At 64.4% G+C, this 14,120-nt stretch carries 11 protein-coding genes and 2 pseudogenes; 4 read left to right on the top strand and 9 right to left on the bottom strand.

Features of this window, described 5'->3' with window-relative positions; translation table 11 throughout:
* The 4 genes from VIQ49_RS07615 to VIQ49_RS07600 all read left to right on the top strand — a co-directional run.
* The coding region (locus VIQ49_RS07615; RefSeq protein ID WP_331882725.1) for a hypothetical protein at window positions 1–237 on the top strand (237 nt) is incomplete at its 5' end.
* Window positions 238–294: 57 nt separating this feature from the next.
* Window positions 295–2,448, top strand: a complete 2,154-nt coding sequence (locus VIQ49_RS07610; protein ID WP_414731596.1) for a heavy metal translocating P-type ATPase — start codon at window positions 295–297, stop codon at window positions 2,446–2,448.
* A gap of 38 nt (window positions 2,449–2,486) precedes the next feature.
* Window positions 2,487–2,810, top strand: a complete 324-nt coding sequence (locus VIQ49_RS07605) for a metal-sensitive transcriptional regulator (protein WP_030174443.1) — start codon at window positions 2,487–2,489, stop codon at window positions 2,808–2,810.
* Between the two features lie 107 nt (window positions 2,811–2,917).
* A complete protein-coding gene (locus VIQ49_RS07600) occupies window positions 2,918–4,159 on the top strand; it encodes an IS256 family transposase (protein WP_414731597.1) in 1,242 nt (413 codons plus the stop codon).
* A gap of 84 nt (window positions 4,160–4,243) precedes the next feature.
* Here VIQ49_RS07600 and VIQ49_RS07595 read toward each other — a convergent pair whose 3' ends face one another.
* The 9 genes and pseudogenes from VIQ49_RS07595 to VIQ49_RS07555 form a co-directional block, all read right to left on the bottom strand.
* Window positions 4,244–4,633 (bottom strand): hypothetical protein, encoded by a 390-nt coding sequence (locus tag VIQ49_RS07595; RefSeq protein WP_331882710.1) that lies wholly within the window; start codon window positions 4,631–4,633, stop codon window positions 4,244–4,246.
* Window positions 4,630–6,735, bottom strand: coding sequence for a hypothetical protein (locus VIQ49_RS07590; protein ID WP_331882707.1), 2,106 nt, complete (start codon window positions 6,733–6,735; stop codon window positions 4,630–4,632). The genes VIQ49_RS07595 and VIQ49_RS07590 overlap by 4 nt, the downstream gene beginning before the upstream one ends.
* Window positions 6,732–8,123 carry a hypothetical protein gene (locus VIQ49_RS07585; RefSeq protein WP_331882705.1) on the bottom strand — a complete coding sequence of 464 codons (1,392 nt, stop codon included), beginning with the start codon at window positions 8,121–8,123 and terminating at the stop codon, window positions 6,732–6,734. Before VIQ49_RS07585 ends, VIQ49_RS07590 begins: the two co-directional genes overlap by 4 nt.
* A 445-nt stretch (window positions 8,124–8,568) precedes the next feature.
* The gene (locus tag VIQ49_RS07580) at window positions 8,569–9,225 is read right to left on the bottom strand and encodes a hypothetical protein (RefSeq protein ID WP_331882729.1); all 657 of its coding nucleotides are present in this window, start codon (window positions 9,223–9,225) and stop codon (window positions 8,569–8,571) included.
* Window positions 9,226–9,651: 426 nt separating this feature from the next.
* A pseudogene (locus tag VIQ49_RS07575) lies at window positions 9,652–9,873 on the bottom strand (site-specific integrase); the annotation flags it as partial.
* Window positions 9,874–10,350: 477 nt separating this feature from the next.
* Entirely contained in the window at window positions 10,351–11,406 is a 1,056-nt protein-coding gene (locus VIQ49_RS07570) for a PDDEXK nuclease domain-containing protein (RefSeq protein WP_331882727.1), read from the bottom strand.
* Window positions 11,407–11,774: 368 nt separating this feature from the next.
* Complete coding sequence (locus tag VIQ49_RS07565) at window positions 11,775–12,140, bottom strand: Lsr2 family protein (protein ID WP_331882703.1); 366 nt, start codon at window positions 12,138–12,140, stop codon at window positions 11,775–11,777.
* Window positions 12,141–12,534: 394 nt separating this feature from the next.
* On the bottom strand, window positions 12,535–13,578 hold the full coding sequence (locus tag VIQ49_RS07560) for a hypothetical protein (protein WP_331882701.1): 1,044 nt from the start codon (window positions 13,576–13,578) through the stop codon (window positions 12,535–12,537).
* Window positions 13,579–13,585: 7 nt separating this feature from the next.
* Window positions 13,586–14,120: pseudogene (locus VIQ49_RS07555) on the bottom strand (integrase); the annotation flags it as partial.

Here is a 14,120-nt window from a genome sequence, read left to right as displayed (position 1 = left end):
ACATTAGGGACCATCAAGATGAATCTGTTCTGGGCGTTCGCCTACAACATCGCCGCTATCCCACTGGCCGCGCTTGGGCTGCTCAACCCCATGCTCGCCGGCGCTGCCATGGCATTGTCCAGCGTGTTCGTCGTCAGCAACAGCCTGCGCTTGCGCGGGTTCACTTCACGCGCCACCTCAGCGGCGCCAGCCCCACCCGCATCGGCACCCACCCACCGGCCGCTGCAGCACGCCTAACCACTTCCCCACCCACCCGATCGTCACACCTCGACTAATACCCCAGGGGGGTATACGATGGACGCCATGAACGCCCCACAGCACAACCACCCGGCGCACTCACCCGCGACACCCACCGAGCACGCCCCTACTGGTGCGGTGCAGGAGCACACCTCGCATGAGCACGCCGGCCATGACGACCGCCACAGCGACCACGGTGCACACGGCGGGCATCAGGGTCACGCCGGACATGGTGACCACGTCGGACAATTCCGGCGCCTGTTTTGGATCATGGCGGTGCTGGCCATTCCGGTGGTCGGATTCTCGAACATGTTCGCCATGCTCGTCGGATACGAGTTGCCCGACAGCGAAGCAGTGACCTGGATTTCGCCGATTCTGGGCACCGTGATGTTCGCCTGGGGCGGCCGGCCGTTCCTGACCGGCGCGGTCAGTGAGGTGCGATCACGGGCGCCGGGCATGATGCTGCTCATCGCGCTGGCGATCACGGTCGCGTTCGTGGCGTCGTGGGGTGCGAGCGTGGAACTGCTGGACCATCAGCTCGATTTCTGGTGGGAACTGGCCCTGTTGATCGTGATCATGTTGTTGGGGCACTGGATTGAGATGCGGTCGCTGGCTCAGACGACGTCCGCGCTGGACTCGTTGGCGGCGCTGCTACCCGACGAAGCTGAACGCGTCGACGGCGACACCACGGTCACCGTGCCGCCCTCGCAACTGCAGGTCGGTGATGTGGTCATCGTGCGCCCCGGCGCCAGCGTGCCCGCGGACGGAAAGATTGTCGACGGCACCGCCGAGATAGACGAATCGATGGTGACCGGGGAATCGAAGACGGTGCGCCGCAGCGCCGGTGACGCCGTGGTCGCCGGAACTGTCGCCACCGATTCGGGGCTGCGGGTGCAGGTTACCGCCACCGGCGACGACACTGCCCTGGCCGGAATCGGACGACTGGTCGCCGACGCCCAGAACTCGACGTCGCGGGCGCAGCGGCTCGCTGATACCGCCGCGGGCTGGTTGTTCTGGTTCGCACTCGGTGCTGCGGTACTGACCGCCATCGCCTGGACCGTGCTCGGCTATCCCGACGACGCGGTCGTGCGCACGATCACCGTCCTGGTCATCGCCTGCCCGCACGCCCTGGGCTTAGCCATCCCGCTGGTGGTGGCCATCGCCACCGAACGCGCCGCCCGCGGCGGGGTATTGATCAAAGATCGGCTCGCGCTGGAAAGCATGCGCACCGTGGACACCGTGCTGTTCGACAAGACCGGCACCCTGACCAAAGGCGAACCCACCGTCACCGCCGTTGACGCGACCGCCGGCCACAGCCAAGACGACGTGCTGGCCTGGGCCGCAGCGGCAGAAACTGACAGCGAACACCCCCTGGGCAAAGCGATCGTTCACGCCGCACACACCCAGCACCTCACCCGCGTTGCCGCTAGCGACTTCACCTCGTCGCCCGCCGTCGGTGTCTCGGCTGTTGTGGATGGTCGCCGTATTGAAGTCGGCGGCCCGCGATTGCTTGAGCAGTACCAGCACAGCGAGCTCGACGTCGCCGAGCACTGGCGGACCGACGGCGCCATCATCTTGCACGTCCTCGCCGACGGGCAGGTCATCGGCGCCCTCAAACTGGCCGACGAGGTGCGCAGCGAATCACGCCAGGCCGTCGACGCGCTGCACAAACTCGGCATCCAGGTCGTCATGATCACCGGCGATGCGAAAGCAGTGGCCCAGTCGGTGGCCACTGAACTCGGCATCGACCGCGTGTTCGCCGGCGTCCGCCCCGAACACAAAGCCTCCAAAGTCAAAGAACTTCAATCCGAGGGCCGCACGACGGCCATGGTCGGCGACGGTGTCAACGACGCCCCAGCACTGGCCCAAGCCGACGTCGGCATCGCCATCGGCGCCGGCACCGACGTCGCGATCGCCTCAGCCGGGGTCATCCTGGCCAGCGACGACCCCCGATCGGTGCTGTCGGTGATCGAGCTGTCGCGAGCGAGCTACCGGAAAATGAAGCAGAACCTGTGGTGGGCCGCCGGCTACAACCTGATCTCCGTACCCCTAGCTGCCGGTGTGCTCGCCGGGATCGGGTTCGTTCTGCCCATGTCGGTCGGCGCCCTCCTGATGTCGGCATCCACCGTGGTCGTCGCCCTCAACGCCCAGCTGTTGCGGCGGCTGGACCTACGCCCGGACACCGGTGTGACCGCTGCGCTCGGCAGGTAGCGACCTACAATGCACACGCCCCACAACGAAGGACTTCCATGGCTGCCAGCACACCCACCCACGACGGGGAGCACGCTGCTCCGCACGGTTACATCGACGACAAAAAGAAGTACCTCGCTCGGCTCAAACGTATTGAGGGCCAGGCCCGCGGGCTACATCGGATGGTCGATGAAGAGCAGTACTGCATCGACATCCTGACCCAGATCTCCGCGTTGACCAAAGCACTCGAAGGCGTGGCAATCGGGCTGCTCGACGATCACCTCAAGCACTGCGTCGTCGACGCCGCCAAAACCGGCGGGCCAGAAGCCGAAGCCAAGCTCAAAGAGGCTTCCGACGCCATCGCCCGCCTGGTCCGGTCCTAGCGCGCAGCTTCCGGGACTGTCAGAACAACGGTGGATCTGATCTTGGTTTGACACGCCGGGCGTGAGCCTGGCGGGAAGGATCAGAGATGTCCGAAACACTCGAATCCATGACAAACGAGGTGGATCAAAAACAGTTGGCTGAGCAGCTCCTGGCACAGGCCAAGGAGCAGGGCGTGGATTTGATCGGCCCGAACGGGCTGCTCAACCAGTTGACGAAGAACGTGCTCGAAACCGCGCTGGACGCGGAAATGACCGAGCACCTCGGGTATGACAAGCACGACCCGGTCGGCCGCGGCAGCGGCAACTCCCGAAACGGTATGCGATCCAAAACGGTGCTCACTGAGATCGGCCCGGTCGAGATCGAGGTGCCACGGGATACGAACTCCTCGTTTGATCCGCAGATCGTCAAGAAGCGCCAGCGACGTCTGACTGGGATTGATGAAATCGTATTGTCCTTAACAGCAAAGGGTTTGACCACAGGGGAAGTCGCAGCGCACTTTCAGGATATTTATGGTGCGTCGGTGTCGAAGGACACGATCTCCAAGATCACCGACAAAGTCGTCGCCGAGATGACCGAGTGGGTCAACCGACCCCTGGACCGGATCTATCCGGTGATGTTCATCGATGCCATCCACGTCAAAATCCGGGACGGGCAGGTGACGAACAGGCCGATCTACGTGGCCATCGGCGTCACCACCAACGGCGAACGCGACATTTTGGGGTTGTGGGCCGGCGACGGCGGTGAGGGCGCCAAGTTTTGGCTCTCGGTGCTCACCGAGATCAAGAATCGTGGCACCGCCGACGTGTGCATCGTCGTCTGTGATGGCCTCACCGGTCTTCCAGATGCGGTCACTGCGGTATGGCAGCAGGCGATCGTACAAACGTGCATCATTCACTTGTTGCGCAATACCTTTCGCTACGCATCCCGCAAGTACTGGGACCAGATGGCCAGGGACATCAAGCCCGTGTACACCGCGCCTTCCGAGGCTGCGGCCAAGGAACGGTTCGTCGAGTTCACGGCGAAATGGGGCGGGCAGTATCCGGCGATCATCCGGTTGTGGGACAACGCCTGGACCGAGTTCATCCCGTTCCTGGACTATGACGTGGAGATACGACGAATCATATGCTCCACCAACGCCATCGAGTCGATCAATGCCCGCTACCGGCGGGCGATCCGGGCTCGAGGGCATTTCCCGACCGAGCAGGCCGCACTCAAATGCCTGTACTTGGTCACCAGATCGCTAGACCCCACCGGCCGCGGTAAGGCACGATGGGCAATGAGGTGGAAGCCAGCGCTCAACGCGTTTGCGATCACCTTCGAAGGCCGGATCACCCCGACCGGCAACTAACAGATGCCATGGTCGGATCCGCCGTTAATCTGACAGTCCCCAGCTTCCCGCAAGGCGCTCGTACTACCCGGCGAGAGAGTCCCGTCACGGCCGCGGTGGTATCGCAACGATCTTCGCTGACGCTTCGAGTTGGTTTCGCAGCGCATAGTTTTCGAGGGTGAGGCGTTGGATGCTGGCTACTGCGAGCTCAATATCGGACGACAGTGCTGCGTTATCACGCCGTAGGCGTGCATTGTCGGTGCGAAGTGCGGTGCGGTCGTCCGTCCGAGTGGCCGGGAGTGTGCTGGCGGTTGCGGACTTGAGTTCGGCGGCGATGCCGGGGAACTGTCGCCAGAAGGTGCCGTTGCTCAGGTTCAAGCGACGTGCCAGCCCGATGACGGTGGCACGGGTTCCCGCACCCCGAGCCTCGGCGATGTACTCGCGCATGGCTTGACGAACGTCATCGTCGGTCGGCATGTCTACGCGACGGCTCATATTTGATCCGTGGGGTCGTACCGTTCGGTGAACTGTACGATCTGCTCTCGGCGCTGGATGAGCCTCGTGCGAAGTAGCGGCGGAAGTGCCGGTCGCTGTGTTAGTTCCGAATCGATGGTGGTGGTCTCAGCACGTAGGGCGGCAATGTTGGCGCTGGTGAGCGCGACGTTGCGGCACTGCAGCGGCTGACATTCGCCGAGCGTGGGCGCGAATCGCCCGTCCCTGGTTGTGGTTCGGGTGCACAGGGCTTTGTCGGGATCGAATACGCATGTCGCATACCGGCTCGGGTAGATGGCCGGGTCGTGGCGGCGCAGCAGCCGGGTCTGGCGGCGGCGGTCAGTAATGATGTGCCCCTGATAGCCGATATTGATGCCGTACTCGGTGAGACGGCGGCGGGCTTCGTCTGCGGCGGGTCCGCTCAACCCGTCGTGGTGGTGGGCGTCGGTCATGGCCATCAGGTGCTCGCCGCGGGCCAGGGCCTGTTCTGCTTCGACTTCTGCGCGAAACCCGCTGTCGGACGTGCCCGCGTAGCCCTCGAACATGTGAATGCCTTGGTGCCGGTACTGGATCGCGCCAGCAATCGAGCCGCCTGGCTGGCGCGCGATGAACCACGCCAGGGTGCGCCGAAATTGTCGCGTGGTCAGCCGCCACCGTGTTCCGTTGACGTCCGGGAGGGCATCGTCGCGCCCATGGACTCGGCAGTAGTCGTTGATCCATGCGATCAAGTCGTTGAGGTGGGTGTTAGTGGTAGTGGTCAGGGTGACGTGGTCGGCGACCTGGCCTCGACGCACTGCAGGGCTTTGGACGGTGGGCGCGAACAGTCGTGGTTCGTCGTCGGGCTGTAGTTGCTCGAGGATGGCAACCGCGCGGGCGACGGGGGCACCGACCACCCAGGTTGCCTGTACTCCGGTGGGGTCGTGTTCGCCTTTGAACGCAAGGCTGGTGATGAGCCACCGGTAGGCCCTGTCGTGTCGATCTCGCCTGACGGTGACGCACCCACGACGTAGGTGTTTGATCTCGCTGTCCCGCATGCCGGATAGGAATGCGATGACCACGTAGCAGGCGGCTCGCAGAACGGTCTGCAGATGGGTGCCGCCGGCGGCGCGGTCGGTGCGGTCAGTGGTGATCTCGTCGATCCATGGTGCACCGTCGAGGCGCCCGGTGATGGTGATGTTCAGAGCAATGGTGTCGCAGACCCCGACTTCGCGGGCTGTGTGGTCGATGAGTTCGCGGTAGGAGGGGCGAAGCAGAGTCGAGGCGTCGCACCCGAGGAGGTTCGCCAAATGCCTGCGGTTGGGTCGGCCGTTGCGGCCGGGGAGTGGTCTGCCGGTAGCGCGGTGCTGCACGAGGAGCTGTTCGAGTGCGGGCTGGACCCAGCGCCGCGTATCGGGTTCTATTCTTCCTTCCCCCAGGCGGAGTCGGCACCACTCACGATCGGCAGCCAGAATGTCGGGCGCGAAGTCGTCGATGAATCTCAGGCTCCACGCCACCAGTGGCCCCAGGACCGCTTCCGGGATCCTGGCGGTCATGTTTTCGGTGTTACTGCGAGCACCGGTCTCGCCCCATCCCTTGATACGCCGGGGATCGAAGGCCAGCTGATCGGAAACCAGTACCGTCCGATAGCGCCAGAAGTAGCGAATCGCGACGCGGTGGTTATCGCGGACAGCGCAGTTGGGTTGTGTTGCCATCAAATGCTGCTGGTAGTTGAGCAAGTCGTCGGACGTGACCTTTGACAGTGGCAACGGCTCTTTGTCGTGTACGGCTTGGGCGTTGAGCCAGATGAGGAAGCTACGGATGGAGGCGAACAGCGACACGATGGTGCCGACTTTCGGTAGTCCGAGTTCCCGGGTGGGCACCGGGCCGCTAAGCAGCGTGAGCGCCAGTTCTTTTGCGATGAGGCGGTAGGGCGTCGGCAGTGTTGTGAAGTCGAGGATGATCCTGACGCGGTGCCGCTGGAAAGAGGCCGGCGCGATGTCCCAGACGTCGTCGGTAAAACGTGCCGCCTGCTGGCGGTCCTTTTCTGTCCGCACCGGTCGCCCGTCGAAGATCAGCCTGTCCCGGAACGGGTGTGTGGATGCGGGTAGATCGTTGATCGCTGTCATACTGTCTCCCAGGGTGTTTCAACGAGATCGAGAAGGCTATCGGTAGTTTTCTTGTCGGCGGCGACGGTGATCTCGGATCGGCTGAACTTGGGCAGTATGTCGTGGTGTATCGCCGCCCACGTAGGACCGTACTTCTTCCACCAATCGCCCTCGGGGAGCTGTTGGCGGCGGGTGGCCAGGGCGTCGAGGAGCCCGAGTAGCCCTGGGAGGTGATCGGGCGTGATGACACAGTTGCCGCAATGAAAGCAGTCCAGGAACGATGCTCGGCACGTGTTACCGGTCGCGGGATGGCTATCTGCGTCGACGCAGGTGGTCCATGCGGCCTCCGCGGCGGGGTGGGGCGCAGGCATGTCGTCGTCCTCGGGCCCCGATGCAGGTGAACGCACGTGCAGTGCTCCCCCAGCGATTTGCAGGGCCCTCCGATGCGCAGCCAGGGCGTTCGACTCGGCCTCACTGACTGCAGTCGCGACGATGTCCTGCGCCCACTCAGCCACGGTGGGATCGCCGCGCAAATAGTTGCCGAACAGCACGGGCACGGTGTTGCTTCGGGCCGCCGAGGGCAGGTGCCCACCGAGTTGTTTGGTGCGGCGAACGTCGGTGCTGGTCTTGATCCTGTTGGTTGACACCTCCAGTGGCTCGGGTTCTGCGCCCTCGAGTGCATCCGCTTGGAGCTGGTGCTGATCGCGCCACACCGTCCATCTGATCGCCAACGCCGACAGGTCCCGCGCGAACGGATCGTAGTGCTCCTCTGCCCCCTGGAGCCCACGCAGGTGTCCGTTGCGCCACACCGACCACACAGACGTGCTGTCGCTGAATGTTCTGCTGCGGCTGGTCAGTTCGCGAAGTAGCAGATACAGGCCGCCGGGGTAGTCCAGTTCCTTCCCGGGCGGCCCGATGTCCCACGTCGCGGTGTCGAACCATCGGCCGCGGCGGCGTCGTTTGACTAGGCGGACTTCGACGGCGCGGGATTCGAGAATTTTATGCTCATGCGGGAGTTCTTTGATCGTTTCGACGTTGCGTCCAGTGACGGCGACGAGCAGCGCCATCAATGGTGCGAGGTCGGGGATCGTTAGGAAGAGCTGACTTGCCAACGCGCGGCGCGTTACCCGAAACTCGCCGTCGATCCCTGGGGGACGGGGCACCACGCCGCTGCGCGCCATGTCGGCCAACGTCAAGGCATCGTAGCGGCCATCTTCCAGTGAGCCCGATGCCTGTTCGTGCGCGCTAACCAACGACTCGGCGGTTCGGATGCGATCACGGATAGCCGCCACGTCGGATCTGGCGGCCGCCACAAGTCGGGCCAGCTCGCCGTCGGAATAGCCTGGGCGCCCGCCTCGATACTGGATTCCAACGCGGCGGCAGGTGTGGTCGATGACGTCCTGAGCCACCTGTTCCCCGAGCGGGCTGGCGGAGAGGAAGCGGCCGAACTCAGCTACACGGCTCCAGGCTCTCGATTCGTGCAGTCCTCGGCCGCGGTGGTAGTCGTACATTGACTCCAGATGTGCAATCGTCAAAGACCTTGGGCTCGCCGGTGGATCAGTAAGGCCGGACAGCACTAGCAATGCCTGGCGCACTGAGCGAACGCAGGACTTCGCCGATCCGAGCGTCCGGACCGAACCCGACGGCCCCAATACTCGGCGCAGAGCGTCTGCCACTGCCGGGTGCCAGCCCGGCAAAGGGAAGTCAGAGACAGCGAAGGTTGTCGAGCGTTCGTCTTCTCCGTCGAACAGCACATCGAGCCCGCCCAAAGCCCCGGGGACAGCGTCGGCTGCTTCGTATCCCTGTGGCGGGAGTGATGCCCGGCGACCCAATCCTGTGCTGCCGCGGCCACGCTCAGTCATCGACAGCACCACGCTCAAGAGGGGCATCGATCGCATCTATTGGGATGCGACGCAGGTCCTCCCAATCTTGAGGCACCAACGCCATCCGCGTGTGCATCTCTAACTCCGACAACGCATGTAGATAGATCTGAGTCGTCACCACCGATCGATGCCCGAGGCGTCGTCGCACCCAGTCCAGGGGGTCACCGAAAATCTGGGTCCACTGTCCACGCTGGTGCACGTTCAGCTCCCCCAGCGCTGCGATGTGGCCTCGTTGTAGCTGTTCTAAGGTCACGACCGCGAACGTATGCCGCAGCAAATGCGCGTGCGCGCTCAGCGACACCCCCGCTGTTTGACATCGCTTGTTCGCCGTGGTGAAAAGATCTTTCCACGTCGACACTGCGATCGGTGTGCCGAACTCTGACAACCAGAACGCGGCCGGTTCCAACCCGTTCGGTCCATCGACCAGCAGCGTGCGCCGCTCTTCTGCGGTCAGATCGTGCACCTTGATGCGCACGCTCATGCTTGCGCCTGTTCGCGTCGCTATTGGTTTCGACGGATCTGGAACTATCAAGGGCGCGGGCCACCGTTCATACCGGCCAGCGTCACGTGCCCGTTCGATCACCTCGGCGCGGTCCACCAGCATGTAGCTCATCAGATCGGCGATCACCGATTCCGGTACATAGACCCATCGGGCGGAAGCACCCTTCGCGATCGCTGTTGGCAGCCAGAAACGTTGATAGCCACCGAGACCACGTTCCAGTGGGACCTCGAATACCGTCAACGCCGCCTGCTCCGATAGCCGCAGACCAGTTCGCACCATGAGATCGCAGAAGGTTGCATTGCGTGCACCCCATCTCCCACGAAATCGTGGATCCGGCATGCCATCCGCGGTGTAGCCGCGCATGCCGACATCGCGCCACCGTCGATAGGACTGCGGCGGCAGCCACCTCACATGCTCAGACTGTCGATCGTGTGAGTACGTCGCCGGCGTCGTCTCGGACAGTTCGCGGCCGCCGCGCCCTGGGTAGATCGGCATGAACCTCCGAAGCCGGTGCGGCACCGGATTGACCGGCACCGTACCCGCGTCGACTTGCCACCCGAAGAACTTATCTGCCGCCGCGACCTCGCGGTCCCAGGTCGCACCCTTCACACGAGGACCGGCCGGATCCATTCGACGCCATCGCCAATAGGCCACGTGATCGGACTCCTCCACATCCCGCCAATCACGCCGCCCGCGCGCTGCGAAAGCGAAGGTCAGGAACGCCGCCAGATCGCGTGCGTACCCAACCTGTGTGTTACGCGCCTTGGACTGCATCTCAGCCGAACTAAAGAATGCGTTCAAGGTGATGCTGTACTCGAAAGACGGGCTCAGGAGGAACGGTGCACCAGGTACTAGCCCCGACTGCCGCAACCAGTCCTGCCAATCAACAGCGAGACCAGCAACGTCCGCCATTGACGCACGCGGCATCAACTCCCCGGGGGTGACGCACACTCGCCACACTGACTCTCGCACGGTCGGACACTACGTGGACAGATGACCAGCCGTGCACAAGACCTCCTCGCGGCACTGGGCTGGGCTTTTACGACCGCCGGCCGCGACCCGGTGTCCCTGGAGACGCGCGCGTTCGGCCTTCGTGTCGATCGCGCTCAACCCGGCCGGCAGCTTGCGTGGGTCGAGCCAGTTCAGGGCGCTGGCGTCGTGACGTGTGAGGTGAGTCTCGGCAACGAACGAATATGAGACGACCCGAACCAACGCATAACTACGGGGTTTGATGCGAGCCGGTGACTGTTGTCAGCGGTCCTCGTCGTCAATGGGACGCCGAACGTGCAGTGCAGTGAGGGTGGCGTCGAGCGCGGAGGCCAGTTCGTTGTCCGTGGGTACGACCTCGCGGAGTGGGTCGGGCAGGGTGTCGTAGGTGTAGTTCGCCACCGCCAGCGGTGCGGGTGCTCCGGCGAGCGAGTAACGGACGGTGTTGTCGTTGCGGCCGGCGCACAGCAGGATCCCGATGGTGGGGGCGTGCTGGCCGTGAATCCGGAGGTTCTCGTCGACCCAGGCCACGTAGAAGCCGAGTTTTCCGGCGTATTCGGGTTGGAACCGCCCGACCTTCAGCTCGACAACGACGAACCGCGACTGAGTCCAGTTGAAAAACAGCAGGTCGATGTAGAAGTCGTCGTCGTCGACCGTGAAGTGGTACTGCCGGCCGACGAAGGCGAAGCCGTGGCCGAGCTCAAGCAGGAAGCGTTCGAGTCGGGCCATCAGCGCGGTTTCGAGTTCCCGTTCGGCCACCTTGTCGCTCAGGCACAGAAAGTCGAAGACGTACGGGTCGCGGACGAGCTGTTGGGCGAGGTCCGAGTCCTCGGCGGGCAGATGGTCGGAGAAGTTCGACGGTGCCGCCGCGATCCGCTGGTGTAGTCGTCCGGCGATCTGGTGGGCCAGGACGTCACGGGACCAACCGTGTTCGGCGGCTTGGGCGGCGTACCACTCGCGGTGGGGCTGGCTATCGAGCTTGTCGAGCAGGACCGTGACGTGCCCCCATGGCAATCGTGCAACAGGCTGTTGCACCATTTCCTCAGGCCACGCCGCGGCGAACGAGCGCATATAGAACAGGTTGCGCCGGGACAGCCCGCGCATCTCCGGGAACGCGGTCCGTAGGTCCTTCGCAAGCTGGTCGATGACCTTGGTGCCCCACCCGTGTGCCCGTTGCCGTTCCAAAATGGCCCGGCCGAGATCCCAGTACAGCACCAAGAGCTCGGTGTTGACGACCCGTGAGGCGCGGATCCGAGACCGGCTCACCTGGGCCTTCAGTTGCTCGAGGAACCGGGGGTAGTCGTCGGGCAACATCAACATTGGATCGTCCACCGCCCCATCCTCGCGCGTGAGGTTCTTCTCAGGGTGGACACCCCGGCGAAGACCATCGTGTCTCACCGATCAAGGTCTCGGAAACGGCCGACGGAGACATCCGAACTCGCAGATAATTATCCACCGATCACCCATGACCCGTAAGCGCCGCCCGCTTGCTGCGGCGAGGAACGACACGAAGACACAGTGAGCGGTCACCACGCACCTTCGGGCCACTAGCCAACTAGGTGCCTATGGCCGCCGGTCTGTGCGGCACACCAGGAGGTCGTCGCGGCTTATGGTGTGCGGGTGCGTATCGGTGAGGTCTGCTCTACCCAGCAGCAACCGCTCACTCGCATTCGGGTTTTTCTAGAGGGTCAGTGCGCTGCCTCGAATTCGTCGACGATCGCGGTCGGGATGCGGCCGCGGTCGGAGACCTCGTGGCCGTTCGCGCGCGCCCACTCGCGGATGGCTGAAAGTTGCGGCTTGTCGCTGCCGACTGCGGCCGCGGTGGCGGCTGGGGCCTGTTTGTTGTTCGTGGACCGCTTCTGTCGGCCGCCGATCTTGGTGGCCTTATCGATCCACTTCTGCATGTCTTTGTCGAACTTTTCCGCGGACTTGCCGCCGAGATCGAGTGTGTACTCCACACCGTTGACGGTGAACGTTTCCACGATCACCTCCGAGGGGTCGAGGTCTGAACCGTCGAAGTCGTCGGTGATGTGCTCGATGGTCTTGCGTGCCATAGTGATGAACCTTCTTCAGAGGTGAGGGGGGTTACAACGCCGGAGGAATATTGTCGTGGATCGTTCGGCCGAACATACCGCCCTGCGGGCGGTGTATGCCGAACTGGGGATCATTGCGCGCAGCACTAGCGAGTTGCCCGAGCGTGAGGGCATTCTGCACAGACGGTCGATGGTGTCAACTACATTCACGCCGATGGCGTGAGCCCAGCCGATGGGTGTGAGGCCAGCGAGGCGCGACCCGGATTTCGCCTGCACCCCGCCGCTGGTCGCCGCCCGGCCGGGTGCCCGCTCCCTGGCGACCGACGTTTCGGTGACAGGCGGACCCTCAACGCAGACCCACCTGGCACACCTGCGGTGGTCGAGTGATCTGAGAGTGGCTGCGCGGGTGGAAGATTCAGTCGGTGTGCTCGAGCAACTGCTCGGTCCGGGCCAGCAGTGCGGTCATCTGGTGATCCAGTGCGTCGAACACCTCGTCGAGGTCGTCCAGTTCGGCAGCGGCGCGGCGGCGCGCACCGACCCCGTCGTCGTAGGTGTCGTCCAACTCAGGCACAGGCACGGGGGTAACGATGGGCTCGGCAGGTCGGGCGCGGCGCTCGAGTACCCCGGTCGTCCATGCGGTGCGCCCGGTGATGGGCCGCCCCGGCGCGCGCAGGTGGGTGTGCAGGATCGCGGAGACCGCGCGCGCTGAGAGCCCGGTGGTGGTGTCGCCGATCGGCGCGGTGAGGGTGCCCCACCGGTCGAAGGTCGGCAGCAGCGCCGCATCAGGATCATAGTGCTCATGCCAAGACACCTCCGGTACTGAGGCTCTGGCCGGTGCGGTGTGCAGAGCAGGCGCCCAGGCCATCGGCGACGGACGACGCACAGTGAGATCGCGGACCGTGGCCCACCGCGAGAACACCGCATACCCGCCGTACGGGTCATCCGCCTCGAGCGCAACGGTGAGGTCGTGTCCGCCACCGATACGCAGTACGTTGCCGGCGACATCGACGGTCATGTCCCCGCACCGCAACTCCCCCACCCGCGCCGCGGGTATCCCGATGCGGCACACCAGCGTCAGGACCAGCGCGTCGCGGCGACCGAAAAGCCCTGCCGGCCAACCACTGACCGGCAACTGCCTGATCACCCGGCGAGCGGCCTGGGCGTGGCGATCACGCGCCGACAACAGCCCACGCACCGCGGTGAGCGTGCCCGGCGGGATATGCCCGGCGATCCGGTGGGCGGCATTGATCGCCGAGACCCGCCGGCGCAGGGTCGCGCGCGCCGCGCCCGGTTCGAAGTCGAGGAACCGCGCGATCGTCACCGCCGAGGCCGGCAGCGGCGCGAGCTCGAACGCGGCGCACCACTCGGTAAACAGGCGCCAGTCACCACGATGCGAGGCCGGCAGTCGAAAGATCAGCGAACCGTCGATTGGGCGTTCAAAGTTTGCGGGGGTGCTCATGTGTGACTCACATGCCGATGGTGGTGGCGGCGTTCTGATGGTGAATGTTGTTGTCCCGCGCGTAATTCAGCAGCGACTCGACCGATTTGTGGCCGGTCTGCTTCATGATGGTCGTCGGTTCATGTCCGGTACGGAACGCTTCGGTGACAAACCCCGCCCGCAAACTATGCGCGCCGTAGCGGGTGATATCCAGATCAGGACGTGCCGCGGCGAGGCGCCGGCGGACGATGGTGTGGATCAGCTGGCCACCCGGTGCCGTCGCGGTGAGGTCGCTGGCACCGGTGATCGAGCGAAACACATCCGCCTCCGCCGGAACGTCCGGCAGGGCGCCGCCGCACACGTGGTGCTCGTGGGGGCGGTCGACGGCGAGGAGCCGGATCAACCCGGCCCTACCGAGCCGGTCGTAGGCCAGGTGGCAGTCCAGCCACCGCAGATACGCACACGGCCCGCAGGTGTCCAGGTGCTCGCCGACCGGCAACGCTTTTTTGAACCCGGCGCCGTCCTGATCGGTCTTGGACGTGCGGACAGTGATGATCCAGCCA

Source organism: Williamsia sp., from assembly GCF_036566845.1.
Lineage (GTDB): Bacteria > Actinomycetota > Actinomycetes > Mycobacteriales > Mycobacteriaceae > Williamsia.
Note: the sequence above shows the minus strand (reverse complement) of the source record. Positions and strands in the feature narration are given on the sequence as shown.

Coding starts and splice junctions, on each gene's coding strand:
- VIQ49_RS07610 (WP_414731596.1), top strand. CDS start 295: ATGGACGCCATGAACGCCCCACAGCACAACCACCCGGCGCACTCACCC.
- VIQ49_RS07590 (WP_331882707.1), bottom strand. CDS start 6,735: ATGACAGCGATCAACGATCTACCCGCATCCACACACCCGTTCCGGGAC.
- VIQ49_RS07595 (WP_331882710.1), bottom strand. CDS start 4,633: ATGAGCCGTCGCGTAGACATGCCGACCGACGATGACGTTCGTCAAGCC.
- VIQ49_RS07570 (WP_331882727.1), bottom strand. CDS start 11,406: ATGTTGATGTTGCCCGACGACTACCCCCGGTTCCTCGAGCAACTGAAG.
- VIQ49_RS07600 (WP_414731597.1), top strand. CDS start 2,918: ATGACAAACGAGGTGGATCAAAAACAGTTGGCTGAGCAGCTCCTGGCA.
- VIQ49_RS07565 (WP_331882703.1), bottom strand. CDS start 12,140: ATGGCACGCAAGACCATCGAGCACATCACCGACGACTTCGACGGTTCA.
- VIQ49_RS07560 (WP_331882701.1), bottom strand. CDS start 13,578: ATGAGCACCCCCGCAAACTTTGAACGCCCAATCGACGGTTCGCTGATC.
- VIQ49_RS07605 (WP_030174443.1), top strand. CDS start 2,487: ATGGCTGCCAGCACACCCACCCACGACGGGGAGCACGCTGCTCCGCAC.